Origin of the sequence: Clostridium sp. (genome assembly GCF_050717545.1) — a bacterium.
Taxonomy (GTDB): Bacteria; Bacillota; Clostridia; order Clostridiales; family Clostridiaceae; genus Clostridium_AD.
On sequence record NZ_JBOITN010000044.1, the window covers coordinates 42,516 to 69,180 of the forward strand.

The following is a 26,665-nucleotide window of genomic DNA, read 5'->3' on the forward strand; positions in this document are numbered from 1 at the left end:
TGTTAGTTATATTTCTACAAATGTATTCATATTCCTTTAAAATGCTATTTTTCGCTATTATTCATAGCTTTATTAAGCTTCTTTAATCCCTTTTTTTCAATCCGTGAAACATATGATCTAGAAATCCCTAAAATTAATGCAATTTCACTTTGAGTCTGAGGATTACCATCCAGTAATCCATAGCGCATTTGAATTACTGTTTTTTCTCTATCCTTCAAGTCTATATTTATCTTAGTATAAAGCTGCTTAATTTGTATTTTACGCTCGACTACATCTATAATAGGATCTTCCTTACTACATAATACATCAATAAGCGATATCTCTTTTCCCTCTTTATCAGTGCCAATAGTGTCCTGAAGGTACATTTCCTCTTTTATTTTCTTATTACTCCTAATAAGCATGAGTATATCATTTTCTATACATCTTGAAACATAGGTAGCAAGCCTCACTCCCTTACCTACATCAAAGGAATCAATACCCTTAATTAATCCAACGGTTCCAATAGATATAAGATCCTCTACATCCTTTCCTGGATAGGTATATTTTTTTACTATATGTGCAACTAGTCTTAAATTTCGTTCCACGAGTATCCCCTTAGCTAGTAAATCACCTTCTTTAAATTTTTCCAAATAAGATTTTTCTTCTTCTTCATTTAATGGTTGTGGGAATGAATTACTACCGGTTATATAGGCTGTTAAAATTGTAACATTTTCAATTAAATTTAATAAAGAATTTATGAGTAGCACAGGTGCCCCCCCTAATAAAGTTTCTTAATATAATATGATTTGTTATTTGTTTTCATGTACATAATATTTAATCTGCTTTATTATTTTTAACAACATTCTGGTAAATAATAAATGAAAAAAGGTCCTACAAGAGGACCCTATACATATTTTTTCATATGTTTTAATGCATTTTTTTCAACTCTGGATACCTGTGCTTGGGATATACCTATTTCATCAGCCACTTCCATTTGAGTTTTCCCATCGAAAAACCTCAAATTCAAGATTAGCTTTTCCCTATCTTTTAATTTTCCCATTCCTTCTTTAATTGATATATTTTCAATCCAACTATCATCTAAATTTTTAGTATCTCTTATTTGATCCATTACATAAACTTCATCTCCACCATCATGGTAAATCGGTTGAAATAAAGATACAGGTTCTTGCAAAGCATCTAAAGCAAATACCACATTCTCACGAGGAAGTTCTAGTTCTTTTGCTATTTCAGTCACAGAAGGCTCTTTATTATTCTCATTCACCATTCTATCTCTAACTTGTAACGCCCTATATGCAATATCCCGAAGTGACCTACTAACTCTTATAGAGTTATTGTCTCTTAAGTACCTTCTTATTTCTCCAATAATCATAGGAACTGCATATGTTGAAAACCTAACATTTAAACTTAAGTTAAAATTATCAACGGACTTCATTAAACCAATACAACCTACTTGAAATAAATCATCTACATTTTCTCCTCGACTATTAAATCGCTTTATCACGCTTAAAACCAATCTTAAGTTTGCATTAATAAATTCTTCACGACACTGCGGTTCACCATTTTGTATTCTATATAATAACTCTCTCATTTCTTTTTCTTTTAATTTAGGTAATTTTGAAGTATTTACACCACTTACTTCTACTTTATTAAACATCATAAGGTCATCATTCCCTTCAGAGTAATAACTACCTTAAAATTATCTCCTTATAATTTATTAATTATACTAGAGACAACCTTATAATATTTTTTTATTTTATTATAAGTTATTTCTTTGTTTTTTTTATTATTTCACAGATTTTTTCAATGTCCTGTTTTCTAAGTCCCACAGAACTTGGCAGATTTATTCCTCGTGCGTAAATATCAGCCGTAACCCTTAAATCACCATGCTTACAATTCTTATATGGAGGCATAGAATGTATAGGCATAAAAAATGGTCGCGCCTCTATTTTTTCTTCATTTAATTTTTGCATGAGCACGTCCCTTGTTATACCATACTCATCTTCAATTAGGATTGAATATAGCCAGAAACAGTTTTCTATATTTTCTCTTTCTATAGGTAACGTAATTCCTTTAATTTCACTTAATAGTTCATTATAATATATTGCATTTTCCCTTTTAATTCTTAAATAATCTTTAATATTTTCAAGTTGGGCTACTCCAAATGCAGCTAAAAGATTTGGCATTCTAAAGTTATAACCCACCTCTGGATGATAGAAAGCTTTGTTTTCAGCAACTACTTTTGCTTGAGTAGATAAAAATTTTGCCCTATCTCCATATTGTAAATTGTTAGTTACAAGCATTCCGCCTGATCCCGTAGTTATAATTTTATTTCCATTAAAGCTAAAGCAACCTATGTCACCTATAGTGCCTGTCATTTTACCATTACAAGTAGATCCTAGTGCCTCTGTGGCATCTTCTATAACATATAAATTATGTTTTAGTGCTATTTCCATTATACTTTTCATATCTACAGGATGGCCATAAATATGTACCGGCATTATAGCTTTTGTTTTAGATGTTATTACTTCTTCTATCTTTTGCGCATCCATAACAAAGGTATCTCTACACACATCTACAAATACAGGAATTGCCCCTACATATTTTATAGTATTAATTGGAGATATAAATGTTAACGACGGAACTATAACTTCATCCCCTTCACCTACCCCCAAGGTTAATAATGCTAACTGAAGCGCTGCTGTACCATTCATTGTAACTACAGCACTATTGCTACCTACATATTCACTAAATTTTTCTTCAAATAAATTAACATAACTTCCTACTGATGATACCCAATTAGTATCTATACAATCTTTAATATATTTCAATTCATTGCCTCTAATTTCTGGTACACATAAAGGTATCATAATAAAATCCTCCGCTTATAAAATATTGTTTTTTTATTAAACATTGTATATGTCTGTTTTAAAATACAACATATTATTTTTTATCCATTCGATGGTTGCTTCAAGACCTTTATCTATATTATAATTAGGCTGCCAACCAGTTAATTGTTTTATTTTAGTATTATCAGCCCATAATCTATTAACTTCACTATTTTTCGGCCTTATTCTTTCATCATCACAAAGAATTTTTACATCCTTACCTATGATTCTTATAATTTTTCTAACTGTATCCTCTATTGTTATTTCATAGTTTGAACCAACATTTATAACTTCACCAATGGTTTTTGTGCTTTCTGCTACTTTTATAAACGCCTGCGCCGTGTCCTTAACAAAGCTAAAGTCTCTAGTTGGAGTTAAACTTCCAAGCTTAATTTCTGTTTTACCTGCTAATATCTGAGATATTATAGTGGGAATTATAGCTCTTGCCGATTGCCTTGGTCCATAAGTATTAAACGGTCTTATAATAGCGATAGGCATATCAAAGCTTTTATAGTAACTTTCTGCCATCTTATCTGCTCCTATTTTTGATGCCGAGTATGGAGATTGACCTTGCATTGGATGTTTTTCATCAATTGGTACATAAAGTGCACTGCCATAAGTTTCAGACGTCGATGTATGTACGATCTTTTCTACACCGTATTCTCTACAAGCTTCAAGAACATTAGTAGTACCTTCCACATTTGTTTTTACATATGCCATAGGTGATAAATAAGAATATGGAATTGCAATGAGTGCCGCAAGATGAAACACCACTTCTTGCCCTTTTATGATTCTTTTCATTCCATCGTATTCCCTTATGTCTCCAGTAACGACTTTAATATTTTCTTTAATATTCTTATCAAAAGTATCAATCCATCCCCAGTTATTAAATGAATTATATTGAACTAGAGCTGTAACATCTGCTCCAAGTTTCATTAATTTTTCTGTTAAATGACTTCCTATGAAGCCTTCCGCACCCGTAATTAAAACTTTTTTCCCTTGCAAATTCACAATATCACCTACACTTTATAATTTTTGATGGAACTCCCACAGCGACTACATTATCTACTATATTTTTTATAACCACAGCTCCTGCCCCTATAATCACATTATTTCCTATATGCAAAGATTGAATTATAGAACTTCCCATACCTACATGTGTGTCATGCCCTACACTCACCCCTCCAGCTATACAAACCCTTGGTGAAATATGGGTATTCCTTTGTAACTTACAATCATGTTCGATTACCGCACCAGTGTTTACTATGCAATTTTCTTCTATACAAGTGCCTGGATTAATTATGGCTCCAGGCATTACACAAGTTCCAAAGGCAATACACGCATAAGATGAAACTATTGCATCCTTATGTATAAGCACTGGTATATTAAAACCTATAGACTTTAATTCATTAAATATTTTATCTCTAAGCCTCATATCGCCAAGTGCACCAACACATACAAAGGCATTTTTCACACCCTCATAATATAATTTTTTTAGGATACTATCATCACCTATTATAGGAATATCTAATACAAATTTTTCTTTAACATAAGACTTATCTGTTATGCCGATAATGTCATATTTGCCAACACTTTTTATAATATCTATAATAACCTTGCAATGTCCACCGCCGCCTACAAGTACGATTTTCTCCATAATAACACCTCGCCTTTACCTTCTAAATTAATAAGTGATTCTCTTTTGTATAAGCTCTCTATCTAGCTTTACCTCACTTATAATTTGCGATATTTTGCAACTTGCGTTCCCATCACCATAAGGATTTGTACAATTTTTTAATTGTTTTCTAAACCTTTCATCGTATAATGCCTGTTTAATACCTCTTATAACAGATTCTTTTCCATAAGGTACGTCTATTACATTGCAGGCTCTTAGTCTCCCATCCTGCCTTGAACCTATGTTTACTACAGGCAACTTAAAGCTAGGTGCCTCAATTATGCCTGAAGACGAATTTCCTATCATTACATCTGCTATAGCTAAAACGCTTAGATACTCTACTTGACTTAAGTTTTTAAATATCTTTAGAATTGGATATTTAGCCCTATATTCTTCAATAACGCTTATAATTTTCCTTCCTCCATTGTCACTGTTAGGATATGAAACTATAGTTTGATATCCTAACTCTACAACTGCATCAAGTGTCTCCCTAATTTGCCATTCCACCATGTCTCTCTCTGTAGCTACTGGATGTTGCGTTAGTAAAAATATCTTATCGTCCTCTAAATTAAACCTATTAAGAATTTCTTCTCTTGATATATATTGTGTTTTTTTTATATTATCAAGACCTGGCGATCCTACTACAAAAATATTTTTTTCCTTCTCCCCTAATTTAAGGATTCTTTGCTTACTATCCTCATTAGCAGGAAAGTGTATATGAGAAAGTTTAGTTATAGCGTGTCTTACAGATTCATCTACTGTTCCACTCACTTCTCCTCCATGGATATGGGCAACTGGTATATTCATATAAATAGCTGTAGTTGCTGCCGCTAGCATCTCTGCCCTGTCCCCTAGTATTAATAAAAGATCTGGTTTTATTCTATCAAAGCATTCAGACATACTTATAATTGAAAGCCCTATAGATTTAGCCATAGATACGCCTGTATCAGAAGATAATATAGTTTCAAACTTATCTGCTATTTCAAACCCATCTTTTTCTATTTCGTTTATAGTCATACCGTACTGAGGACATAAATGCATTCCACAGACAATAAGCTTAAGGACTAAAGCATCATGCTTTTCAATTTCTTTAAGAACATGATAAAATATTCCATAATCTGCTCTTGTCCCTGTTAATACTGCTATTTTTCTTTTCATATTTAATAATCTCCTATTCTGTAATATCGTGAACTTGTTTAGATTATTTTTTTACTCCACCATATTGAAGGATATTTGTTCATCCATCTTTATGTCCCTTTTAGTTTTTTTACCAATAATATAATTGTAAAATTTAGGTGAGAGTCCTGTTCCTGGTCTTTTATAATCTAAGTCTATTATTTTTATACATTCTCCTTGTTTTATATATCTAGATGCTACTATACTTTTTCTTGCTGCCTTCATAGTATCTACTTCACTAGCGGTATGCCTTTTAATTCCATTTCCAAGGGCCATTTCTACATTCCTTATAGCTATAACCATGTTTTTTAGTTCAATAGGATTAAGCGATGCTTTATGGTCTGGTCCATTCATACACTTATCAAGTGTAAAATGTTTTTCAATTATATTTGCTCCTAGCACAGTTGCAGCTATAGATATAGTTATTTCTTTAGTATGATCAGAGTATCCCGCTACAATTTTAAAAGCGTTTTTTATGGTATTAATAGCATTTAAATTAACGTTTTCCAATTTAGCTGGATAATTTGATGTACAGTGAAGTACTGCTACATCTTTATTGTCTAAGTAATTAATTACATTTATTGCTTCTTCAATTTCCGAAAGGCTTGCCATTCCAGAAGATAAAATTATTGGTTTATCATATTTTGCTATATGCTTTAAAAAAGGAATATTAGTTAAATCCCCAGAGCTAATTTTAAAAGCCTCCATGCCTATTGACCATAAGAAGTCCACACTTTCAAAATCAAAAGGTGTAGATAAAAACATGATTTTCTTATATTTACAATACTCTTGTATTTCTATAAAATTTTCATAAGAAAGCTCTAGTTCCTTTAACATATTAAACTGCGAATCAACCTTACCTGTGTTACACTTTTGATATTCAGCCATATCTGCATACTGCGTAACTAGTTTTTCAGTTTTGAAAGTTTGAAATTTTATAGCATCAACTCCTGCAAATGCAGCTTTATCTACCATTTTTTTTGCTATGCTTATGTCACCATTATGATTAACCCCAGCCTCTGCTATAATAAAAACCGGATTTCCGTCACCTATAACCTTATTTCCTATATTAAGCATTCATATTCTCCTTCATTATCACTTCAACAAGTCTGACATCCAGCAACGTATCAATATCTACCGAGCTTTTCTTGTCCATTATATAAGGCATAGTATCTGCATCAACAAACTTTTTTTGATGTATTAACATATCATATGAATTTATATATATTGCACCATTAAATATATAAAAGTCAGGTAAGTCTTGGCGTCTAAAACTTGTTGCCTCAAACCTTATAACCTCTTTTAATTTCTCATTTTGTATACTTCTCATAAATATAGGGTTTTGCTGAGTTTTACACACGCTCACCAAAGAAGCTCCATTGCTTTTTATAAGTTTTTCTATAGCTTCATCTACATTCTTAAAAGTTCTTAATGGAGATGTGGGCTGTAATAATATTATATAATCAAAAGTTATATTCTTATTTTTATAATACTCAATTGCATGTATCACAACGTCTATAGATTTCGCTTTATCATTTGATAAAGCATTTGGTCTTAAAAAAGGTACCTTAGCGCCATATTGCTGTGCTATGCCCTTTATAATTTCACTATCAGTTGATACAATTATTTCATCTATATATTTAGATTTCTTTCCCGCGTCTATTGTATAAGCTATAAGTGGTTTACCACATATATCTATAATATTCTTATTTGGTATACCCTTTGAACCAGCTCTCGCTGGAATAATAGCAAGAAACTTTTTATTCTTATACATAATTATCCCCCTGGTATAAGTATTATTTAAAATCATTCTAAAACTAATTTCTCCTTATCAAGTATATTAATAGTTACATCAAATAATGTTTGTTTTGCTTAAAAAGAACCATAAATTAAAATAATCATATATTAATATAAATACTTTTTTTAGGAGAATTATTATGGCGAAAAATTATGGAGTTATATGTTATGGTCACAATAGTATTTATGTTGATGACTATTTTCAAAATAATTATAAGAAAAGAAAATTTCATGTTAAATACAGCATTCCTGGCGGAGGAGTTAATGACGAAACAGGAATTTTACTTTTAATAGCAGGGTACGGTGCACAATGTAATTCAAATGTATACAAAAAAATGCGAAGTGAATTCGCTGATAAATACAATCTCGTAACCATTCAATGTGATTATTTTGGATATGAATATATGCAAGCAGGTTTAGAAGATATTACGGTAGAAAACATAGATTTAATAAGATTAAACATTAGCACAACAAATGAGAACGCTAAAAGAATTTATTCAAATAATAAATTGAATGTAAATGAATTTCTAAATACTGATTTGAAATATAAAAATGAAATTATAGTCAATAGCAATTTGCATGAATCCATAGAGAATTTTAATGATATGGGGGTAATGCAAGCTTTAGATAACATTGTTGCAACTATTAAGGTCATAAAATACTTACAAAGGAAGAAACTTAATTTTAATACTAATAAGATAATTATTATGGGAAACTCTCATGGTAGCTACTTAGGCTATTTATGCAACATGATGTCTAGAGGATTATACACACATCTATTAGATAATTCTGCTTGGATATACCCGGTGTATTGTAATAATATTAGATATTTAATAAGAACTAAAGGAAATTCCGTATTAGTAGTTAAATATGACTATAAAATAAGAACTGCAAGATCGCCTCTAAAAGGATTGAGAATTAAAAATCTATATGAGAAAGTTGAAAACAAATGTAAAATAGTAGTTTATCACGGAGAAAATGATAGCTTGATAACTGCAAAGGATAAATACGCAGCTGTAAAGGATATTCCAAACCTTATATTTAACTTAATTAAAAAAAAGGATATTGATAATGTGATTTTTAAATCTACTATTCATGGCTTAGATGCAGATTTTCCAAAATTGTTTGAAAAGTTCTATAAAAGTCACTGTAATAGTATTTTCTTAAATAGTAAATTAAATATAGATAGTAATATTAGAATACCAGGTGGATTTTTATTAGATTATAGTTCCGGATTACCACAGTTAATAAAAGATAATATATATAATTTATGAGGAGGTTAAAACATGTGCGCAGTAGTGAGAAAATTTTTAACTGGATATGAGTTAGCTAAAAATGAAACTATTGATCTTGATTTTTGTTTTTCTAAAGAGAAATACTTTCTATTAACAGGAATTGTTTTTAACCCTATAGGAGAACCACTACCATCTGCAGCGTTAGAGGTTACGCTAATAAATATGAAATATAATCCTCCTAAAGAAAATAATATAGGAGTAACTTTTTCGCAACCAGATGGAAGCTATGGTATATCTCTTCCATTAAAATCAAGATGTTTTTACAGAATTACTGTTTATTCTCCAGGATAAATAGAGATTGTAGACTAAATACTTAATAGTTTACTATAAAATATAATAATAATTTTTAGCATGACCAGTAACAAAAAACTATCAGATTTATATACTATATTGTATATGTTTCAATTCTAGAATCAACTTTAGAATTGTTAAAAAAGATTCATTTAAAAAGTAAAGTAATTGTAGAAATATTATTGAGACGTATATATTATAAAGATAAAAAATAAATTGATAAGGGGAATAAATGTATGGCAAATTATAGACCCAGAACAAAAGCAATACTTGCAACAGTAGTTGACTCAGGAACAATGGTTGTGCAAAATATATCTACGTCAGCTTGGGTAATGGCACTATTAAAAGGAACAGCTTTATCACCAACTGGTACAGCAATGGCTAGTGGAGCAGTTGCTGTTTGGGAAAGTACAAATCCAACAAGTACTTCAGCTAATCATACAACATTTACAGATGGCCAAGGAAGATATGGAGTTACTGTTAAAGCTAATGTTGCATTAAAAATTAAATTTTACGGCAAGTAATAAAAAACTAATAAATGGATGGGATTTTATCCCATCCTCGTTATATAAAAAGGGGAAATTTATGAGAAGATATAAAACATTAGATGGTCATTATGTCTCTAAAATAAAAAAGGATAATGTTGACTACTTTTTAGGGAATCGAGGAAATTATCAAGAAGATATAGATAACCTGATAAAAAATGTATCTGACTTAAGATTTGATTCCATTATCATTATATTTGGTCTTGATACGGGAGAATACCTTATTGATTTATATAAGCTAATGTGTGATAAAAATAAAGTAGTAATTTTTGAACCTAATAAAGAAATTTTTTTAAAAAATAAGAAAATATCTAATGAAAAGGTAGCACTTGTTTTCTTCGAAGAAGATAAAATTAAAAGTCAATTATATTCCTTTATAAATTCCTCAAGTTTTAATAATTTATATGTACACGCATTTGGTAATTATAGTGAAATATATGAGGAAGAATATAATTTCTTTATAGAGACTTTAGATTGTGCCTTCCATACTGCATCGTCTAGTATAACTATTTCTAATAGATTTAGAGAGGTTTTTATTAAAAATTTAATATGTAATTTGGATATTATAAATCAGTCCACTGGTATAAATAGCTTTGAGGGAAAGAACAAGAATGTACCCGCCTTTATTGTGTCAGCAGGACCTTCATTAGAAAAGAATATAGAGGATATGGTTAAGAATAAGGAGTTAGTTGAAAAGTCTATCGTTGTAGCTGGGAGTAGAACCTTAAAGACTCTTTTAGAAAATGGAATAAAACCAGATCTTTTAGTATCAATTGATCCAATAGACGATAATTATGAAATGATGAAGGAATATTTAGATTGTGATACACCTTTGGTTTTCTATGAATATAGTAATAGAAAAATCCTTAAAGATTATAAAGGAGAAAAAATATATTTATCAACATTACTTTCAAAAATTATAGAAGAACTTAATACCTTAAAGGGTACGTACCTTGGAGGATCAGTCGCACATACCTGTGTGGATATAGCTCGTACTTTAGGGTGCAATCCAATAATTTTAGTGGGACAAGATCTTGCATATACCTATAATAAGCATCATTCACAATCAGCAACTTTTAAAATAGATAACAACTTAAACCTTATGGCAGCTACTATTGTAAAAGATGTATATGGAAATGATATTAAAACTACTGCAACATTAAATCAGTTTAGGAAAAAATTAGAAGAATATATTGAAACAGATACAAAAACAAATACTACAAAGTATATAAATGCTTCTTATGGAGCTGATATTATTGGAGCTGATCATTTAGAGTTAAATGAAGTTTTTAAACTTAATATATTTTATAACGTTAAGGAGTGTTTTGAAGCCTCTAGAGATATAAATATAGATTCAAAAGCAGTAATAAGTAGTATTTTAGATTATATAGATTTCTCTACTAGTAACGCAGAGAGTGGGGAAAATTTATGTATAGAGCTATCCCAATGTGATGACAATAAATCCTTAGTTGACATAGATGACGATGATGAAGAGCTACAAAAGTTTCTTGAAATCCTTGAAATAATCAATAATTTTGAGGTCTCACCAGAAAATGCATTTTTAGGAGGATATTTTAATAAATTTATTTTTGATATTAAGCAATTAAAGTTTAGTATGTATGCAAAGGACTATGATAGATTAACATCAAATTTAAAGTATCAAAGCCAATGCTTCCTATTATATTTTAAAGAAATGAAAAAAATGTTAAAAGAAGTACAACAGTTAATTATAGAAACAGTAACAAAATCTAATGAAAGTCATAATATAAAATAGAAAATAAATTTTAAAATCTGGAGGGTATTATGGAAAAGGAAATAGATGGAAAAGTATACAAAGATGTCCCCGTTGTTAAAATGATAATTAATGGGAAAGAAATTTATGGCAATGTGATTTCAGCAGAGGATGCCTCAGATGATACTATAACAGCAACTATAATAACTAAGCCCGAAGAAGAAAATAAAAAGTAATTACGATTACTTTAAAGTAAATGAGCAATAATAATAATAATAATTGCATTTTAATTAGAGGCAAATCCTTAAACCCATGTGAAAAAAATATATTGAATTTAATTCTAAACGTACAGAAAAGTACTCTTATAAAGGGAACTGTTTATGCATACAAATGCGTTCCAAGTGTTGGTGCTTCAATAAAAGTTGTTGAGATAAACCCATTAAATAAGGAAAGAAAAATATTAGGATACACCTATACTGATGACAAAGGTGAATATCAATTTAAGGTGATACCAATATCTTATATGATATATGAATTCACAGCATATTCTCCCTTGAAACTGTAATATTTGTAGGAAGGCAACAATTGTTGAATATGACTAAATAGTTGGAGACTTTGTACGTTGTAGATAGTATTAAGGGGGGAATATGTGTGTAGTAACCAAAAATCACTTAGTGTAACCTATTATATTAATGGACAAAAATATTCATATTCTTATTGGAGCGCTGCTAAAAGAAAAATCCCAGTTATTTTATCAGGAAAAGTTGTAGATTTAAATGGGAATAGTATAGCGGGTGTTATTATTGAAGTTAAAAAACTTGATTACAATTATACTCCATGTAAAATAACTGATTTATGTTATACAATGTCCAAGGAAGATGGAGCATACTGTATATGTCTCCAAAAGCAATGTAATGTTGATTATAAGCTATGCATGTTTCCTCCTTTAATAAGAGATTAGTAGTCGATCCTTAAATCAAAACCGATTTATATAATATTTAGTAATAAAAATGGAGTGTAAATATTATGGATATAAGTAAAGTTTTAATAAACAAAGAAATTTCAATTAGAGACGCAATTGAAAAGTTAGATAAGAGTACAAAAAGAATAGCCCTAGTAATAGAAGATACCAAATTAATTGGAGTAGTTACTGATGGTGATATAAGAAGATGGATACTAAAAAACGGGGATATTTCCTTAAAGGTAGAGCTTATAATGAATCACTCACCAATAGTTTTAACACATACTAATATACATCATGCAAATGAAATCATGATGAGTAAGCATATTGAAGCAATTCCTATTGTAAATGAAAATAAAGAGGTTGTGGATATAGTTTTTTGGAATGACCTTTATCATAAGAAATTTAACTATACTAATATTAATAATATTGCTGTGGTTATTATGGCCGGTGGAAAAGGAACAAGACTTAAGCCATATTCTACTATTATACCAAAGGGATTATTACCCATAGGAGATATACCGATAATAGAGAGGATTATAAATAAGTTTTTGGAGTATGATTTTAATGATTATTATCTTACTATAAATTATAAAAAAGAGATAGTTAAGGCCTATTTTAATGAAGCAGGTCCATATAATATTTCGTTTATAGAAGAGAGTAAACCCCTTGGTACAGCAGGCAGTCTAACCCTTTTAAAGAATACATTGAAAAATAGTTTTTTTGTAACTAATTGTGACATATTAGTTAACACAAATTATTCTAAGGTTGTGGAGTATCATAAGGAGCATAATTATAAAATTACAGTGGTGGTAGCCCTTAAAGACTATATAATTCCATATGGAGTTTTTAAACTGAATGAAAATGGTAAAATAGACTCATTAATGGAAAAACCTAAATATGAGTTTTTAGTAAATATAGGCATGTATTTGTTAGAACCAGAGGTACTTAAATATATTCCGGAAGATACTTGTTTTGATATGACAGAACTAATTACAAGGAGTATAGAAAAGGGAGAATCAGTAGGCGTATATCCTATCAGTGATAATGACTGGCTAGACATGGGTGAATTTAAGTCAATGGAAAATATGGTAGAAAAACTAAATATATAAAGAAGCAACAAACAGAAATTGGGAACTGCGTTACCAATTTTTGTTTGATAATATCCCTCCTCATATATTTTAGTTATATATGGATTCTTATGTGATTTTCTAATAGGAAGATTTTTATCCTCATCATACAAAGCTTTTGCTCTTTCCTCTTGAAAATTAATTTTTTCCACTCGTTGTCTTTCCAACCTCAACTTCCAAGATACCCGCGAATCTTTCTAAAATGTCCTGTGCTCCTTTTACATAACACGCAGTTGCCAAGGCATACCTTAAATATATTTTATTCATTATATAGCTTGGGCGTTAATTTAATATCAATTTATAATTTTATAATACAATTTTTTATCCCCTACGCAAACATAAAGTGATAGAATATTAACAATATTCTATCACTTTATTCGACTATATCTATATATATTGCCTTAAGATACTATCTTCATGATTTATTTTCTAAGTTTTTAAAAGTGTCCCTATTACAACAAATACCACAACTACATCTGGTATCACCAAACTTTAGAGAATAAGCTTGTGAAAGTTCAACATTAGATTTAATTACTCCTTTAGCGAATTCTTCATTGCTTTGTGCTACCAGTCCTAAAGCATTTGCTTTTTCTTGAGTGTTTATTATTGCTCCTGCAGGAACATATCTGTTAGCGTGAATCCTTACTCCATCAGTAACAATAGCTGCCAAATCAATATAACAACCATCTTCCACAATAGCATTAAAAACAATGGCATTAAATCCAACAAAAGTATTATTTCCAATAATGCATGGACCATGAACTAAAGCTCCATGAGCAATACTAACCTCATTTCCTATATAAATAGAATACTCTTTTTTATCTACAGTAAATTTCATATCTTTTAATCCGTGTAATATTACTCCATCTTGAATATTAGTTTTAAATCCAATATAAAATGGTGTACCTTCATCAGCTCTAAGCGTTGCATTACATCCAATAAATACATCTTTACAGATTATCACATCACCTATAATGCTAGAGAAAGGACCTATGAACGCAGTTTTATCAATACTAGGATATATACTAATAGAATTAAAAGATGTAGGCGGATTACTACTAACAAAATATGAATATACATTGATTGGACCTATAGGCTTATATTTAACGGTTTTATATTTACTCATAATATCGCTCCCAAATGTTTGATACTATATTATACGTATTCTTTAAACTAATTGTGAAAAAAATATTTAGAAATCTTTGTTGTTAAAGAAAAGCTTATCGAACAGATTGCTATTTGTTCGATAAGCTTTTCTTTATTTTCTTTTAAAATTATCTAATTAATCCATTATAATAATGGGTTCGCCAACTGAGCTTAGTGATTTTCATGGTATATTTAATGGAAATTTAAGTAGAATAAGAGTAGACTTATAAATAATAATAAGATTGGAGTGTGATTTAATAATATCACAAGAAACAAGCGTAAAAATTATAAAAACTTTCACTGTGCTCAGTTTTATTCTTATGGTTACTGTTAATGCATTAGCAAACACTTTCCATGATTTTAATGGTTGTAATATTAGTTTGCTTAATTAAAATTAATATCAAACTAAATTCCACACAACTAACCTCAAAGGAAAAATTATTTGTAAAACTTCCTTTTAGCGTTTATTTTGGGTGGATTACTGTAGCAACAATAGCTAATGCCTCCACATTGCTTGTTAGTTTAGGCTGGAATGGTTGGAGCATATCTGAACAAATTTGGACAATAGTTATTTTATTTGTTGGGCTTATTATTGGTATGACTACAACATTAAAAAATAAAGATATTCCTTATGGCATAGTTATATTTTGGGCCTACTTAGGCATACTCATCAAACATGTTTCCTCAAGTGGATTTGCAGGTAAATATCCTGGAATTATAACTACACTAATCATTTCATTAGTTGTTATTTTCATATGCATAATATACGTTGCAAAGAAGGTAAGAAATATAACATAACTGTTTTGACAATCACAATTATTTTTCGCTTATGCATTTGGGCTTCTTCAATCCATACAATTTTTTATGAGTTATATAGTAAGCAATTCCTAAAGGTATACAAGAACCAATCCATGCAAGAGGATTGGCCATGGATATACCTGTAAAACCTAAGTACTTTGATAAAATAATAGCAGCAAAGGTTCGCATAATTAGTTCCATAACCCCCGCTAAAGTAGGAGCAAGACTCTGTCCTAATCCTTGAAGACTAAATCTATAAATAAAAAGCAGTGCTAACACAAAATACATTGATCCATTGATGTTTAAATAAGTTTGTGCAAGAGATACTACTTTTGGTTGCTTATCCCCTACAAAAAGTAATATCATAAAATGTCCAGCTAAAATATTAAATAGACCAACAATAATACTAAAACCTACTGATATGATACTACATTGTTTTATACCAATACGAATTCTATCTATTTTACCTGCACCATAGTTTTGGGCTACAAATGTGGCCATTGTAATACCAAATGACATCATAGGTTGAATAGCTAGTATATCAATTTTTTGTGCTGCAGTGTATGCAGCTACGGCTACTTCACCTAAATTATTCAGTGCAAATTGAATAGTAATTGCACCGATTGCTATAATAGAATTCTGGAATGCCATAGGAAGTCCCATTCTTAAATGATCCAATATGATTTTATTTGTTAAATGCCAATCACTCCTGTGAAGTTTTAAAATAGGCATTCTTTTCGTGATAAATATAAAGCATAATATAGCAGAAATTGCTTGAGATATTGTGGTTGCAAAAGCTGCTCCTTCAACCCCCATTGATAATCCTAAAATGAATACGAAATCTAAAATTATGTTTATAACACTAGCAATAGCTAAAAATATTAGTGGTGTTCGACTGTCTCCCAAAGCTCTCATAACATTAGAAAACAAGTTAAATAACATGGAAACTACAATACCACTGAAAATTATAATTATAAAATTATAAGCACCTTCTATTATTTCTGGTGGTGTATGCATTATCTCTAAAATTGGGCGTGCGAATATAACACTTATAATTGTTAGAACCATTGTGATTAATAAACTTAGTATAATACTTGCCACATAACTATGTCTTACCCCCTGTGCATCTCCAGCTCCAAAGCACGTAGCCGTGATTATGGAAAATCCAGCAGTTAGTCCTTGTGAAAATCCAAGTATAAGAAACATTATGCTCCCAGTACAGCCTACTGTCGCTAGTGCATTTACTCCAAGTGTACGTCCTACAATCAGAGTATCTGCTAAACTATAAAATTGTTGAAATATATTACCTATAAGTAATGGCAGCGTAAAAACTAAAATAATTTTAGCTGGACTACCCTTTGTTAAGTCTCGTATCATAAAATATGCCCTCCATTAGCCGACTAAAATATATACCATATTATATCATGAATATTGTATTAAGTTCTAAAAAATAAACCTTAAGACCCTTATCAAAAACTGAAACAGTTTTTGATAAGGGTCTTAATGCAATGTGAACTCCAAAAACTATACTCATTAAAAACTTTTCCCCGAAAGAGGAATAGCTTTATAATAATTGTGGAGTTGGATTTGATACCGCTAGTAATTCAAGTCATTATTAAGATTATCAGTCGAATACTGCTTTTATAGCTATTGAAAACTCTTTAAATATTTCTGATTTTACAATATCATCTTTAGTGTATATCGTACTTTCTCCGTATGCCTTGTCTTCATACTTATATACTGTAATAGCTTTGTTTTTAGGCGAAACTATCCAATATTCTGGTATTTTAAATTTTTCATATAAATTTAGCTTTGTAATAGTGTCATGACTAGCATTAGAAGGTGATGTTATTTCAATAACTATAGTAGGAACCCCTTCATAAGTGTTTTCTTTGAACTTTGATTTATCACAAATAACCATAATATCTGGTTGAACAGATTTCTTGTTTTTTATTTCTTCATTTTCTAATACAACATCTAATGGAGCAATCAGTACTTCACATTGGGAGTTTTTAAAGTATTCTGAAGCATGAATATTGATTTTATTTAGAATTCGTTGATGCTCAACACTAGGTGACGACATATAAATTATTTCTCCATCTATAAATTCAACACGTTCTATATCTTTTGTTATTTCAAGAAACTCTCCGTATGTAGGTTTCGTGCTTAATTGAGGTATCATAACTTCACAACCTTTCTCATTATTAATCCAATTATACCACAACCCAGAAGTTATATTTTTACTATTTTTCATTAACTATTTTCCAATAAAATTATTGTAGTATTATTAAAACAAATTACTTCACAATTTGTTCACGACCCTAGGGGAAGATTATGAAGGTTTAAAATAACTTCTATTCTATATTAAAAATCATTTTTTTCTATATTCATGATATAATATAAATATTCTTGTGGTTCCTTGTATATTTAAAGCCACTTTTAGTGAAAGGAGTAATTTTATGAATAATATAATTGATCTAGGTATTCCCATTGTTAAAAACATAGTATTCTCTCTAGTAACATTAATAATTGGATTAATAGTAATTAAATGGACTACTCGTCAATTGAGTAAGTATATGGTCAAATTCTCCATTGATAATAGTTTAAAATCATTTGTTTCATCCTTAGTAAATATAATATTAAAAATATTTTTAGTTATCTCTATTATTAAAATTTTAGGAATTGATACTAGTTCTATAGTCGCCGCATTAGCTGCGTTAGGATTCGCCATAGGGCTTGCTCTCCAAGGATCCTTATCTAATTTTGCAGGCGGTATTCTATTATTGGTTACAAAACCATTCAAATCCGGAGATTACATTGAAGCAGATGGATACCGAGGGGTTGTAAAGCAGATGCAAATTCTTAATACAGAATTAGTTACATTTGATAATAAGGTGATCTATATACCAAACGGGAACCTATCAAATGCCACTATAGTTAACCATTCAGTAAACGACACTCGTAGAGTAGACCTTACTTTTAGTGTCGGATATGATGCTGATTCTGTTAAAGTTATACAGGTCTTAAAAGAGGTTGTTGATAACCATTCTCAAATCTTTGGAGAACCTGAGCCATTTATAAGAATGTCTGAGCATGGAGACAGTGCTATAGTATATTTAGTTAAAGCATGGGTTAACTCAGTTGATTATTGGACAGTATATTACGATCTCATTGAAATGGTAAAAAAACGTTTTGATGAGGAAAATATATCAATACCGTACCCACAAATGGATGTTCACTTTAATAAAAACTAGCTAAAAAATAACACCCGCTTTTTATAGATGTAAATAGGGGTTATGATTTTAAAAAATCATAACCCCTATTTATAATAACTACTAAAATCTTTCAACTGGTACAACATTCTATATTTTTACTGTATCCTTACAAACTCATCATATAAACTAACCACATCTTTCATTTCCATAAATGATTGGATTCGTTTCTCGTCGGAAAGAATTTGTGCTATTTGTTGAAGCACTTCCACATGGCTCTCTGCATCTTCTGCAGCTAGAGTAATAATCAACCGAACTGTATCCTCTTTCCCCTTAAATGTTATAGGAGACTTGACAAGAGTAAGTGCTAACTGTTTATGGATTACACCATCTTCCGGACGTGCATGGACAAGTGCTACATCAGGACACAGTACATAATATGCGCCATGCTTTTCTGTAAGTTCAATTATTGCCTTCGGATAATTTTGTGTAATATATCCCTGCTCAATTAATTTTCTTGTAGAAATATATATGGCTTCTTGCCAGTCTGACACACTATCAAGAATTTGAACATTTTTCTTTTGCAGCATATCTGAAATCATTCCATTCCCACCGCCCTTTACTGCTTCATGTATTTTATAAAGTCATAAACTTATTTTTATTTATGACTTTCCATATATGCACATAACTTCGTTTCTAGTTCATTAATATCTGTCAATCTATCAATTGAAATTGTATCTCCTACTTTCGCACATTCTTCATATAAATCAGATGAACAGATAAATAAGTCTGCCGCACCTGGAAAAGCATCATAAATCCCTGCATGATTCACCTCTATATCACTAATGTTTAACTTAGTAAGCACCTTTTTCAAGTTCATTTCAACAAGAAAAGAAGATCCTAAACCGGACATACAACAACATAAAATTTTAGAAATTTTCATTTTCACTCCTCCTTTCAGTAATACCAGGTTTGCCAGCTGTAAGTGCCGACCAAACAATTGGTGATAGGAATAAGATAATAGTAACAATCAAGATACCAGTACCTGAGATAAGACGTCCAACCTGCGTATTGAAAATAGCGATAACAGCTGCATCGGAACCACCAAATGTTGTTCCATCAACTAAAACCTTTCCAAACTTAATCAATAAAGCTGGGAAGATACTAATTGCAAATCCAGTAAATACTGATCCAAGTATTGCACCTCTAAAACCACCTTCTTTATTACATAAACATCCTGATGTTGCTCCATAGAAGAATGAGCAAAACAAAGTAGGAAGAATTAAAGGAAGTTCAATTGGTGTACCTACACATACAACCTGTATGAAGAATGCAATAATACATCCAATAGTTGCACTGATAAAACCAATTAAAACTGAGTTTGGCTGATATGGAAACAAAATTGGAATATCAACAGCCGGTACTGCATTAGGAATAAATTTATCAGCAGCACCTTTAAATGCTGGAACAAGTTCTGCAACAAACATACGAACACCAGCCTGAATAATATAAATAGCCACTGCAAATTGTGCACCATAAGTAATAGAAAAAATGATTAAATTTGTTCCTGCAAAAGTTTTTGTTGCCACTTCTGGAGCAAATATCATCGCAAGTACGCTAACAACAAGATAAACAAATATCATTGCTAGAGACAGAGAAATCGTTAAGTCACGTAAAATATTTAACGATTTAGGCACTTTGATTTCTTCTGCAGATTTTTCTTTATTGCCTGTTAACCGAGCAATTTGAGTAGCAAGCCAATAATAAATAATTCCGCTATGTCCAACTGCTAAATCCTTTGAACCCGTAACCTTGCAAACTGATTTATAAATTAAAGCTGGAGAAACAGCCATATAAGTTCCTGTTAATAAACCGCCGCAAAGGATAACCTGCCATGTAGGCATGTTTAGTGCATTCAAAGAAATAGCACATACTGTTGAAACCCACATAACTTCATGTCCGGTTAAATATACAAATTTAAATTTAGAAAAACGAGCTTGAACAATATTAACAATTAATGCAATTGCCATTATTCCGGATAGTGCTGTTCCAAATTTTGCAGAAGCTACAGCAAATGCAGATTCATTAACCGGAAGTGTACCTGTTAAATTAAAAGTACTTGACATCAGTGTATTCAAAGGATCGAGTGACCCAATTACAACACCAGCCCCTGCGCTAATTAAACTAAAACCAATAATTGTTTTAATAGTTCCTTTGATAATATCTGGTGTTTTTTTCTTTTGAATAAGAAGACCAATCATAACAATCAATGCAATCAAGATAGTTGGGTTTGATAGGAACTGTACAATAAATTTCAAAATGAGATTTAACATAGTGAAAACATCCTCCTTCATCTACACAAAATATGATCTAAACATGCACATTTATTAATTATAGTATCGCATTTCTTGTGTAAAATTAAAAGTCCAACCTATTGCATTAATATCTGTGCAATAATTTTGACTATACCTTCATATCATCTTTAAACAGTTCATTTAAAACACGAAAAACATCTTCTTCACACTCTGCTTCAAGCATCTGATTCATTACTTCAGGTTGCTCATTTAAACATGCAATATTCTGTAGAATATGTATATGTTCACTTTGATTAGGCGTTGCCAGTACAAATAGAAATTGTACTTTTTCTTTTCCCATAATATCTAGTCCATTTTTATATATACTTAGTGATAGACCTATTTTACTTACACCATCTTTAGGCTGTGCATGCGCAATTGCAATCTGTGGACTAATTACAAAATAGGGGCCATGCTCATGAGCCAAAGAAATTATCACATCAATATAACGTTCAGTTATGCAATGATTTACTAATAATACTTCTGAGGTCTTTTGAATGGCTTGTTCCCAGGATTTTTCTTCTTTCTCATGAATTTGTACACCATACTTCTTTATCATATCAAAAAGCGTCACCTGATGACTTCCAGGGATATTTATCAATGAACCACCTGCATTTAAATAATCCCGCATCTCTTTTTTAATTTTGATGTAGACTTTTTCATCCACATTTCTTTTTACAATATTCAAAAGTGCCTTAAACTGCCTACTATCTGTTTTATATTCAATATTTAAAATCATCATTAAAGAAGCAATATTCGACTTATCTTCTACCGTTAGAATCGGATGCACTAATATTAGTGGAAACTTACAGGTAAAGTCTATAGTTGAAATCACAAAATCTATTTTTGTTTCTTCGCAATAAGAATTAACTTCATTTGGTTTGATAGTATTAACAACAATAATATTATCAAATTGATTTTCAATTTCCGTCCTTAGCAGTCTAGAGCTAGTTGTAACATTCAAACATGTAATTAATACATTTGCACATGTTATCTTCTTTTTTGCATTTTTCATAAAAGCACCAAAATGCATGGTCAAATAAGTAATTTCGCTTTCAAAAAGCATATACGGAAACTTATCCTTAAGGTTCTTGCAACATAGCTGCGTAATTGTAAATAAATCTGTATAATTCTCTTTTATCTCCTCAAGCAGAGGATTTATGTTAGGTATTGAATAACAATAATTATAATAAGAAAGTTTAAGATGCATATATATGGAATCAATTAGTTCCTCGCGCTTTTCAAAATTTAGACATGATAACTTTTCAAACATCGCTACAATTTCTGCTGCTAGATCTAACAAAGAAAAATCCTTGTCATTACTATTTTGTAAAAATGTTCTATTATTTGAATAGCTTAAAAGATATATCATTAAATAAATCCGCTCATGATATAATAATTCCGTAAAATATTTATCAATCATTTTTAACTCATTAGAAGTATTAATAAACTTCAAATCAACCACATTAAACTGATATGTAGTTGGAAATTCATGTATTACTACTAATAAGTAAGAAAGCGTTATAATATCATTCTCATCTAGCTGAATCTCAAGTTCTTTAATCACTTGTTTCAATTTACTTATATATAAATCAATAGTCTCACGTTTAAAAATATCCAAGCTGGTGTAGCTATTATTCTTCAATAACTGAGAAAGGTAATCCAAAAAAACGGATCTCTTTCGGAAGGTATCTCCCTCTACATAATATCCATTCTTTCTGGAATTCATTAATTTTAGCTGACATTTACCTAGTATTTCTTTTGTCTCTGCCAAATCATAAAGGGTGGCATTTTTAGTGATTTCAAACTTCTGAGAAAGCAATTCTAAGCGTATTATATTGTCAGAATAGATTGTACTGCAAATAATATAACTGATTCGATCCGTTTTATCAGTTATATTATTTTTTCCATTTAATAATTTTTGAACCATGTCGCGCTGCTTTGCAGTCAGATAATAGGTTCCACCATTGTTCCCTATTCCACCAGCGCCCATATTTTTCAACAAATATTTAACATTCCCAATGCCATAATACACCATCCTTCTTGAAGACTTGATGTATATGGCAATTTTATCCGCAGAAATCGGATTTTCTTCATTAACCAAAACTTGCAAAATATTTCTTGTACTTTTCGATATTGGGGTTACGTATTTTGACATAATATACTACTCCTTATTAACAGCCGTGTTTTACCCTTAATCTAAATCAGCTATTGTCTTATCACCATAAATTATTTGCCAGTCGCTTGTGAAATCATCCACTGCTTTCTGTATAGATGGCATAGCAAATGCACCTTCTAATACATCAGGAGCTACTGTTGCAGTCTGTGCACCAGCTAAAAATGCTTTATTAACCTGGCCTATATTTTTAAAACTTGCAGCCACAATTTTAGTAGAATATCCATATTGGGAAATCATCTTTGCGAAAGAAGCAATAACATCTTCCGGATTAATTTCTAGATTCTCCATACGGTTATAATAAGGTGCCATATAATCAGCGCCCGCTTCTAATGCAAGAAAGCCTTGTGCCTTTGAATAAATAGCGGTTGCTGTTACATTAATGCCACGTGCTTTTAATATTTTCATTACCTTCAAACCTTCTATAGTAACTGGTACCTTAATATATACCTTACCATCAACTTTACTTAAAATACTATCAGCATCCCTTAACATACCCTCTACGTCAGTTGCAGTAACTTGAATGTGTAAAGTCCTATTCTGACCGATAATAGACCGAATTTTATTCATATGTGCAAAGAAGTCAATCTTTCCTTCCTTTTTTACAATGCTTGGATTAGAAGTGATTCCTGTAATCGGAAAATATTCTATAAACCTTTTGATTGTTTCTAAATTTGCTGAGTCCAATAAATATTCCATAAAAATCCCCTTTTCTCTTTTTAATTTTTTTGTTGCAGCACCGAAGAAGCTAATTTAAACGAATTGTAGTTTCACTTGTTTGGATTCTAAAAACGACTGAATTTCAGGTAAAATATCCTTATCAGTAATTAACTGATAAACATCCTCTATCTGTAAAAATGGAATTGCACTGGCATGCTCTAGCTTCGCAGATTCTGTTAAAATATAGGTATGATTTGCACAAGCGGCTAGAGCTCTCAACGTATCGACGCGAATTAAATCCACTCCGGTAAATCCCGTTTGTATGGAAAACCCATCTGTTCCCATGAAAATTTTATCCACATGAAGATTTTTCGCACATTCCTTAGTCATAGGGCCTACCATAGCTTGAGTATGTTTTTGATAATTACCACCCAAGAGTATAATTTCGACATCAGTATTATATTTAATAAAATTGGCAATATAAGAGGAATTAGTAATCACCGTAATACCCCTCCTGATAGATATGAGCTGTTCTACAAACATTGCACAGATAGATCCGGATTCCACCATAATAGTTTCCCCATCCTCTACCAATTCTGCCGCCGACTTAGCTATCTTTTGCTTTTTTTCATAATGAAAAGCCATGTGGTAATTGATATCGTCTTTACTTTTTAATAAGGCATATCCCCGCTCTCTTCGCAGAATACCCTTCTCTGATAAATAAATCAAATCCTTTCTAATGGTAACTTGAGATGCCCGTAAAAGTTTTGACAATTCATTTACTTCTATCTTTTCGTATTTACTTACTATTTCAATCAATTTTGTATGACGCTTATTCATAATCCTTTCTCCTTTAATGTTAGTTATAGTATAATTTTAAATTACCTAAACGTCAACCAAAACTTTCGTACGAAACATATTAGGATTATTTTTCCTACTTTCATTATATTTTAGTCATTTAATAAAAAGGTTTTCATCCAAGCTGGTGGACTCCATGGCGATGCAAGTAGAGATATTTTACCATTTCTAGCTTTCATTGCTTCATTTATAAAAGGAAATACCTATTTTTTTTCATGTGATATATCAAAGGTTTTTAGTTCTGTATCATTTTCTTCAACATAGGTATAATTACCAAGAGCAAAGTCACAAGTATGAATGTGGACTCTTCCCAAGTTATATCCTAATCCTTCTACAGGGTCAAAGTATTTTTTTACTATCTGTTTTCTCTTTTCTGGTTCCATTCTTGCCAGTGTATAGGCTGCTGCTTCTGTAAATGCGCCACCAAAACCAATAATGTCTTGGAATGTTTTAGAAATATTTATGCTCAACGTTACATTTTCGCTATTTTTAGAAGCAAGTGATAAAGATTGTTTGTCCAATTGGTAAATCAATCTCCATTTACATACCTCCATATTTTTTCTATATAAGAAATAATTAATTTTGATATAGTTTTCTTATTTCATCTCTATTGTATATATTTTTTATTAATACCATAAGATACCAAATTTCTGTTTTAGTGTGTTCTTTTCGGAAGTTTAAGCAATATTATAAGTAGTTCTATAAACATATGAATTTCTCGTTTTTTATATCGTGCTTAAAAATCTCACCCTATATTATTTGTATAATTAATTTTAGAAATACCTCATACATTATGTAAAATACTTGAATAATATGTTTATATTCCTTATAATATAGTAAAGATACAATAATACAATATTATATTAAAAATTACTAATAAGGAGTGAAAAAAATGAAAACTTCAACCCACAGAATAGCCATTCCTTCAATTTTAGAAGTAGGAAAAGGTAATATCAATAACATAGGATACTTTCTAAAAAAAGCTATGTTTAAAAAGGTATCAATTTGTTTTGGAGAAGGTATTGATGATTTATTCGGGATTTTTATAAAAAACTCATTAAACGAGGCAAATATTAAGATTTCAAATATAGAAACCATATCAGACATAAACTTTGAAAAAATCAGCATAAAGGCCTTTGAAATATCAAGTGATGTAGATGCTTTAATCGGAGTCGGGGGTGGAAAAGCTATAGATGCTGTAAAATACATGAGTTTTTTAAAAAAAATACCCTTCATTAGCATTCCAACTTCAACTTCTAATGACGGTTTTTCAAGCCCCGGTGCATCACTTTTAGTCAATGGAAAACGTAAGTCTCTTCCAGCTAAAACTCCTTATGGCATAATTATAGATATTGATGTAATTAAAGGAGCACCTGATAAATTTATTTTCTCAGGAATAGGTGATTTAGTTTCAAACATAACTTCTCTGTACGATTGGAAATTTGAAGAGGAGCATGAAAAGGCAATTGTTGATGACTTTGCAACTATGATTTCCAAAAAATCAGTAAACAGTTTTGTACGAACTAAATTTAAGACTATTAAAGATGATTTGTTCTTAAAAGAACTAGTGGATTCACTAATCTTAAACGGTATATCTATGGAAATAGCAGGTGACAGTTCACCAGCCTCAGGCTCCGAGCATTTAATTTCTCATGCTTTAGATAAATTCTTGGAAATTCCACAACTTCATGGCATACAAGTTGGAATGGCTACCTATATTATGTCTAAAGTTCAAAACCACAGATTTGAAAGAATCTCAAAGGTATTAAATGAAACAGGCTTTTTTAATTATGCTAGAACTTTAAAAATGAGAAAAGAAGATTTTAAGAAAGCCATAGATATTGCTCCTTCAATAAAACCTAGCCGATATACATATATTCATGTTGAAGAAAATAGAGAAATGGCTAAAAAATTTATTGATGAGGATGCAACAATAAATTCTATATTAATATAATCTGTCAATTTGTTTACGCA

General features: G+C 30.6%; 28 protein-coding genes and 2 pseudogenes. 11 read left to right on the forward strand and 19 right to left on the reverse strand.

Annotation, left to right across the window (positions count from 1 at the left end):
* Positions 1 to 44: 44 nt before the first annotated feature.
* From sigK to ACREVX_RS16260, 8 genes are all read right to left on the reverse strand, one after another.
* Positions 45 to 746, reverse strand: a complete 702-nt coding sequence (gene sigK, locus ACREVX_RS16225; protein WP_431545257.1) for an RNA polymerase sporulation sigma factor SigK — start codon at positions 744 to 746, stop codon at positions 45 to 47.
* Positions 747 to 883: 137 nt separating this feature from the next.
* Positions 884 to 1,657, reverse strand: a complete 774-nt coding sequence (sigG, locus tag ACREVX_RS16230) for an RNA polymerase sporulation sigma factor SigG (protein ID WP_431545258.1) — start codon at positions 1,655 to 1,657, stop codon at positions 884 to 886.
* Between the two features lie 106 nt (positions 1,658 to 1,763).
* Entirely contained in the window at positions 1,764 to 2,867 is a 1,104-nt protein-coding gene (locus tag ACREVX_RS16235; RefSeq protein WP_431545259.1) for a LegC family aminotransferase, read from the reverse strand.
* Positions 2,868 to 2,903: 36 nt separating this feature from the next.
* On the reverse strand, positions 2,904 to 3,896 hold the full coding sequence (locus ACREVX_RS16240; RefSeq protein WP_431545260.1) for an NAD-dependent 4,6-dehydratase LegB: 993 nt from the start codon (positions 3,894 to 3,896) through the stop codon (positions 2,904 to 2,906).
* Between the two features lie 4 nt (positions 3,897 to 3,900).
* Positions 3,901 to 4,542 carry an acetyltransferase gene (locus ACREVX_RS16245; RefSeq protein WP_431545261.1) on the reverse strand — a complete coding sequence of 214 codons (642 nt, stop codon included), beginning with the start codon at positions 4,540 to 4,542 and terminating at the stop codon, positions 3,901 to 3,903.
* 27 nt (positions 4,543 to 4,569) lie between these two features.
* Positions 4,570 to 5,718: a UDP-N-acetylglucosamine 2-epimerase gene (gene neuC / locus ACREVX_RS16250; protein WP_431545262.1), complete on the reverse strand. Its 1,149-nt coding sequence runs from the start codon at positions 5,716 to 5,718 to the stop codon at positions 4,570 to 4,572.
* 51 nt (positions 5,719 to 5,769) lie between these two features.
* The gene (neuB, locus tag ACREVX_RS16255) at positions 5,770 to 6,813 is read right to left on the reverse strand and encodes an N-acetylneuraminate synthase (RefSeq protein ID WP_431545263.1); all 1,044 of its coding nucleotides are present in this window, start codon (positions 6,811 to 6,813) and stop codon (positions 5,770 to 5,772) included.
* Positions 6,806 to 7,510, reverse strand: coding sequence for an acylneuraminate cytidylyltransferase family protein (locus ACREVX_RS16260; RefSeq protein ID WP_431545264.1), 705 nt, complete (start codon positions 7,508 to 7,510; stop codon positions 6,806 to 6,808). Before ACREVX_RS16260 ends, neuB begins: the two co-directional genes overlap by 8 nt.
* A gap of 163 nt (positions 7,511 to 7,673) precedes the next feature.
* On the opposite strand from ACREVX_RS16260, the gene ACREVX_RS16265 reads away from it, so the two are divergent.
* From ACREVX_RS16265 to ACREVX_RS16300, 8 genes are all read left to right on the forward strand, one after another.
* On the forward strand, positions 7,674 to 8,807 hold the full coding sequence (locus tag ACREVX_RS16265) for a DUF2920 family protein (protein WP_431545265.1): 1,134 nt from the start codon (positions 7,674 to 7,676) through the stop codon (positions 8,805 to 8,807).
* Positions 8,808 to 8,819: 12 nt separating this feature from the next.
* Complete coding sequence (locus ACREVX_RS16270) at positions 8,820 to 9,119, forward strand: hypothetical protein (protein WP_431545266.1); 300 nt, start codon at positions 8,820 to 8,822, stop codon at positions 9,117 to 9,119.
* Between the two features lie 236 nt (positions 9,120 to 9,355).
* On the forward strand, positions 9,356 to 9,643 hold the full coding sequence (locus ACREVX_RS16275) for a hypothetical protein (RefSeq protein ID WP_216148848.1): 288 nt from the start codon (positions 9,356 to 9,358) through the stop codon (positions 9,641 to 9,643).
* Between the two features lie 61 nt (positions 9,644 to 9,704).
* Positions 9,705 to 11,438 carry a motility associated factor glycosyltransferase family protein gene (locus tag ACREVX_RS16280; RefSeq protein ID WP_431545267.1) on the forward strand — a complete coding sequence of 578 codons (1,734 nt, stop codon included), beginning with the start codon at positions 9,705 to 9,707 and terminating at the stop codon, positions 11,436 to 11,438.
* 29 nt (positions 11,439 to 11,467) lie between these two features.
* Entirely contained in the window at positions 11,468 to 11,632 is a 165-nt protein-coding gene (locus ACREVX_RS16285) for a hypothetical protein (RefSeq protein WP_431545268.1), read from the forward strand.
* 20 nt (positions 11,633 to 11,652) lie between these two features.
* Positions 11,653 to 11,961: a hypothetical protein gene (locus tag ACREVX_RS16290; protein WP_431545269.1), complete on the forward strand. Its 309-nt coding sequence runs from the start codon at positions 11,653 to 11,655 to the stop codon at positions 11,959 to 11,961.
* Positions 11,962 to 12,045: 84 nt separating this feature from the next.
* A complete protein-coding gene (locus tag ACREVX_RS16295) occupies positions 12,046 to 12,357 on the forward strand; it encodes a hypothetical protein (RefSeq protein ID WP_431545270.1) in 312 nt (103 codons plus the stop codon).
* Positions 12,358 to 12,422: 65 nt separating this feature from the next.
* Complete coding sequence (locus tag ACREVX_RS16300; RefSeq protein WP_431545271.1) at positions 12,423 to 13,469, forward strand: nucleotidyltransferase family protein; 1,047 nt, start codon at positions 12,423 to 12,425, stop codon at positions 13,467 to 13,469.
* A 68-nt stretch (positions 13,470 to 13,537) separates the two neighbouring features.
* On the opposite strand, the pseudogene ACREVX_RS16305 reads toward ACREVX_RS16300, so the two are convergent.
* Both ACREVX_RS16305 and ACREVX_RS16310 read right to left on the reverse strand, forming a co-directional pair.
* Positions 13,538 to 13,639: pseudogene (locus ACREVX_RS16305) on the reverse strand (iron hydrogenase small subunit); the annotation flags it as partial.
* Positions 13,640 to 13,902: 263 nt separating this feature from the next.
* Positions 13,903 to 14,613, reverse strand: a complete 711-nt coding sequence (locus ACREVX_RS16310; protein ID WP_431545272.1) for an LbetaH domain-containing protein — start codon at positions 14,611 to 14,613, stop codon at positions 13,903 to 13,905.
* Positions 14,614 to 14,987: 374 nt separating this feature from the next.
* Between ACREVX_RS16310 and ACREVX_RS16315 the strand changes: the two genes are divergently transcribed.
* Entirely contained in the window at positions 14,988 to 15,431 is a 444-nt protein-coding gene (locus tag ACREVX_RS16315) for a TspO-related membrane protein (RefSeq protein WP_431545273.1), read from the forward strand.
* A gap of 18 nt (positions 15,432 to 15,449) precedes the next feature.
* On the opposite strand, the gene ACREVX_RS16320 is transcribed toward ACREVX_RS16315, so the two are convergent.
* Positions 15,450 to 16,808, reverse strand: a complete 1,359-nt coding sequence (locus ACREVX_RS16320; protein ID WP_431545274.1) for an MATE family efflux transporter — start codon at positions 16,806 to 16,808, stop codon at positions 15,450 to 15,452.
* Between the two features lie 247 nt (positions 16,809 to 17,055).
* On the reverse strand, positions 17,056 to 17,685 hold the full coding sequence (locus ACREVX_RS16325) for a Uma2 family endonuclease (RefSeq protein ID WP_431545275.1): 630 nt from the start codon (positions 17,683 to 17,685) through the stop codon (positions 17,056 to 17,058).
* Between the two features lie 205 nt (positions 17,686 to 17,890).
* Between ACREVX_RS16325 and ACREVX_RS16330 the strand changes: the two genes are divergently transcribed.
* Entirely contained in the window at positions 17,891 to 18,685 is a 795-nt protein-coding gene (locus tag ACREVX_RS16330) for a mechanosensitive ion channel family protein (RefSeq protein ID WP_431545276.1), read from the forward strand.
* 116 nt (positions 18,686 to 18,801) lie between these two features.
* On the opposite strand, the gene ACREVX_RS16335 is transcribed toward ACREVX_RS16330, so the two are convergent.
* The 7 genes and pseudogenes from ACREVX_RS16335 to ACREVX_RS16365 all read right to left on the reverse strand — a co-directional run bounded on the left by ACREVX_RS16335 (position 18,802) and on the right by ACREVX_RS16365 (position 25,245).
* Positions 18,802 to 19,245, reverse strand: coding sequence for a PTS sugar transporter subunit IIA (locus tag ACREVX_RS16335; protein WP_431545277.1), 444 nt, complete (start codon positions 19,243 to 19,245; stop codon positions 18,802 to 18,804).
* A gap of 56 nt (positions 19,246 to 19,301) precedes the next feature.
* Entirely contained in the window at positions 19,302 to 19,586 is a 285-nt protein-coding gene (locus tag ACREVX_RS16340; RefSeq protein ID WP_431545278.1) for a PTS sugar transporter subunit IIB, read from the reverse strand.
* Positions 19,573 to 20,976, reverse strand: a complete 1,404-nt coding sequence (ulaA, locus tag ACREVX_RS16345; protein ID WP_431545279.1) for a PTS ascorbate transporter subunit IIC — start codon at positions 20,974 to 20,976, stop codon at positions 19,573 to 19,575. The genes ACREVX_RS16340 and ulaA overlap by 14 nt, the downstream gene beginning before the upstream one ends.
* A gap of 130 nt (positions 20,977 to 21,106) precedes the next feature.
* A complete protein-coding gene (locus tag ACREVX_RS16350) occupies positions 21,107 to 23,155 on the reverse strand; it encodes a BglG family transcription antiterminator (protein WP_431545280.1) in 2,049 nt (682 codons plus the stop codon).
* A 36-nt stretch (positions 23,156 to 23,191) separates the two neighbouring features.
* Positions 23,192 to 23,872 carry a fructose-6-phosphate aldolase gene (locus tag ACREVX_RS16355; protein ID WP_431545281.1) on the reverse strand — a complete coding sequence of 227 codons (681 nt, stop codon included), beginning with the start codon at positions 23,870 to 23,872 and terminating at the stop codon, positions 23,192 to 23,194.
* A 54-nt stretch (positions 23,873 to 23,926) separates the two neighbouring features.
* Positions 23,927 to 24,673 (reverse strand): DeoR/GlpR family DNA-binding transcription regulator, encoded by a 747-nt coding sequence (locus ACREVX_RS16360; protein WP_431545282.1) that lies wholly within the window; start codon positions 24,671 to 24,673, stop codon positions 23,927 to 23,929.
* Between the two features lie 110 nt (positions 24,674 to 24,783).
* Positions 24,784 to 25,245, reverse strand: a pseudogene (locus ACREVX_RS16365) (hypothetical protein).
* Positions 25,246 to 25,583: 338 nt separating this feature from the next.
* Between ACREVX_RS16365 and ACREVX_RS16370 the strand changes: the two are divergent.
* Complete coding sequence (locus ACREVX_RS16370) at positions 25,584 to 26,645, forward strand: iron-containing alcohol dehydrogenase family protein (RefSeq protein ID WP_431545283.1); 1,062 nt, start codon at positions 25,584 to 25,586, stop codon at positions 26,643 to 26,645.
* Positions 26,646 to 26,665: the final 20 nt, after the last annotated feature.

What these genes read in the sequence shown, in the direction of transcription:
- ACREVX_RS16320 (WP_431545274.1), bottom strand. Translation starts at nt 16,808, where the DNA reads ATGATACGAGACTTAACAAAGGGTAGTCCAGCTAAAATTATTTTAGTT.
- ACREVX_RS16265 (WP_431545265.1), top strand. Translation starts at nt 7,674, where the DNA reads ATGGCGAAAAATTATGGAGTTATATGTTATGGTCACAATAGTATTTAT.
- ACREVX_RS16325 (WP_431545275.1), bottom strand. Translation starts at nt 17,685, where the DNA reads ATGAAAAATAGTAAAAATATAACTTCTGGGTTGTGGTATAATTGGATT.
- ACREVX_RS16310 (WP_431545272.1), bottom strand. Translation starts at nt 14,613, where the DNA reads ATGAGTAAATATAAAACCGTTAAATATAAGCCTATAGGTCCAATCAAT.
- ACREVX_RS16280 (WP_431545267.1), top strand. Translation starts at nt 9,705, where the DNA reads ATGAGAAGATATAAAACATTAGATGGTCATTATGTCTCTAAAATAAAA.
- ACREVX_RS16370 (WP_431545283.1), top strand. Translation starts at nt 25,584, where the DNA reads ATGAAAACTTCAACCCACAGAATAGCCATTCCTTCAATTTTAGAAGTA.
- ACREVX_RS16270 (WP_431545266.1), top strand. Translation starts at nt 8,820, where the DNA reads ATGTGCGCAGTAGTGAGAAAATTTTTAACTGGATATGAGTTAGCTAAA.
- ACREVX_RS16290 (WP_431545269.1), top strand. Translation starts at nt 11,653, where the DNA reads ATGAGCAATAATAATAATAATAATTGCATTTTAATTAGAGGCAAATCC.
- ulaA (WP_431545279.1), bottom strand. Translation starts at nt 20,976, where the DNA reads ATGTTAAATCTCATTTTGAAATTTATTGTACAGTTCCTATCAAACCCA.
- ACREVX_RS16300 (WP_431545271.1), top strand. Translation starts at nt 12,423, where the DNA reads ATGGATATAAGTAAAGTTTTAATAAACAAAGAAATTTCAATTAGAGAC.
- ACREVX_RS16260 (WP_431545264.1), bottom strand. Translation starts at nt 7,510, where the DNA reads ATGTATAAGAATAAAAAGTTTCTTGCTATTATTCCAGCGAGAGCTGGT.
- sigG (WP_431545258.1), bottom strand. Translation starts at nt 1,657, where the DNA reads ATGATGTTTAATAAAGTAGAAGTAAGTGGTGTAAATACTTCAAAATTA.
- ACREVX_RS16355 (WP_431545281.1), bottom strand. Translation starts at nt 23,872, where the DNA reads ATGGAATATTTATTGGACTCAGCAAATTTAGAAACAATCAAAAGGTTT.
- ACREVX_RS16360 (WP_431545282.1), bottom strand. Translation starts at nt 24,673, where the DNA reads ATGAATAAGCGTCATACAAAATTGATTGAAATAGTAAGTAAATACGAA.
- ACREVX_RS16335 (WP_431545277.1), bottom strand. Translation starts at nt 19,245, where the DNA reads ATGATTTCAGATATGCTGCAAAAGAAAAATGTTCAAATTCTTGATAGT.
- ACREVX_RS16340 (WP_431545278.1), bottom strand. Translation starts at nt 19,586, where the DNA reads ATGAAAATTTCTAAAATTTTATGTTGTTGTATGTCCGGTTTAGGATCT.
- ACREVX_RS16330 (WP_431545276.1), top strand. Translation starts at nt 17,891, where the DNA reads ATGAATAATATAATTGATCTAGGTATTCCCATTGTTAAAAACATAGTA.
- ACREVX_RS16275 (WP_216148848.1), top strand. Translation starts at nt 9,356, where the DNA reads ATGGCAAATTATAGACCCAGAACAAAAGCAATACTTGCAACAGTAGTT.
- ACREVX_RS16235 (WP_431545259.1), bottom strand. Translation starts at nt 2,867, where the DNA reads ATGATACCTTTATGTGTACCAGAAATTAGAGGCAATGAATTGAAATAT.
- ACREVX_RS16350 (WP_431545280.1), bottom strand. Translation starts at nt 23,155, where the DNA reads ATGTCAAAATACGTAACCCCAATATCGAAAAGTACAAGAAATATTTTG.
- ACREVX_RS16285 (WP_431545268.1), top strand. Translation starts at nt 11,468, where the DNA reads ATGGAAAAGGAAATAGATGGAAAAGTATACAAAGATGTCCCCGTTGTT.
- ACREVX_RS16245 (WP_431545261.1), bottom strand. Translation starts at nt 4,542, where the DNA reads ATGGAGAAAATCGTACTTGTAGGCGGCGGTGGACATTGCAAGGTTATT.
- ACREVX_RS16315 (WP_431545273.1), top strand. Translation starts at nt 14,988, where the DNA reads ATGATTTTAATGGTTGTAATATTAGTTTGCTTAATTAAAATTAATATC.
- neuC (WP_431545262.1), bottom strand. Translation starts at nt 5,718, where the DNA reads ATGAAAAGAAAAATAGCAGTATTAACAGGGACAAGAGCAGATTATGGA.
- neuB (WP_431545263.1), bottom strand. Translation starts at nt 6,813, where the DNA reads ATGCTTAATATAGGAAATAAGGTTATAGGTGACGGAAATCCGGTTTTT.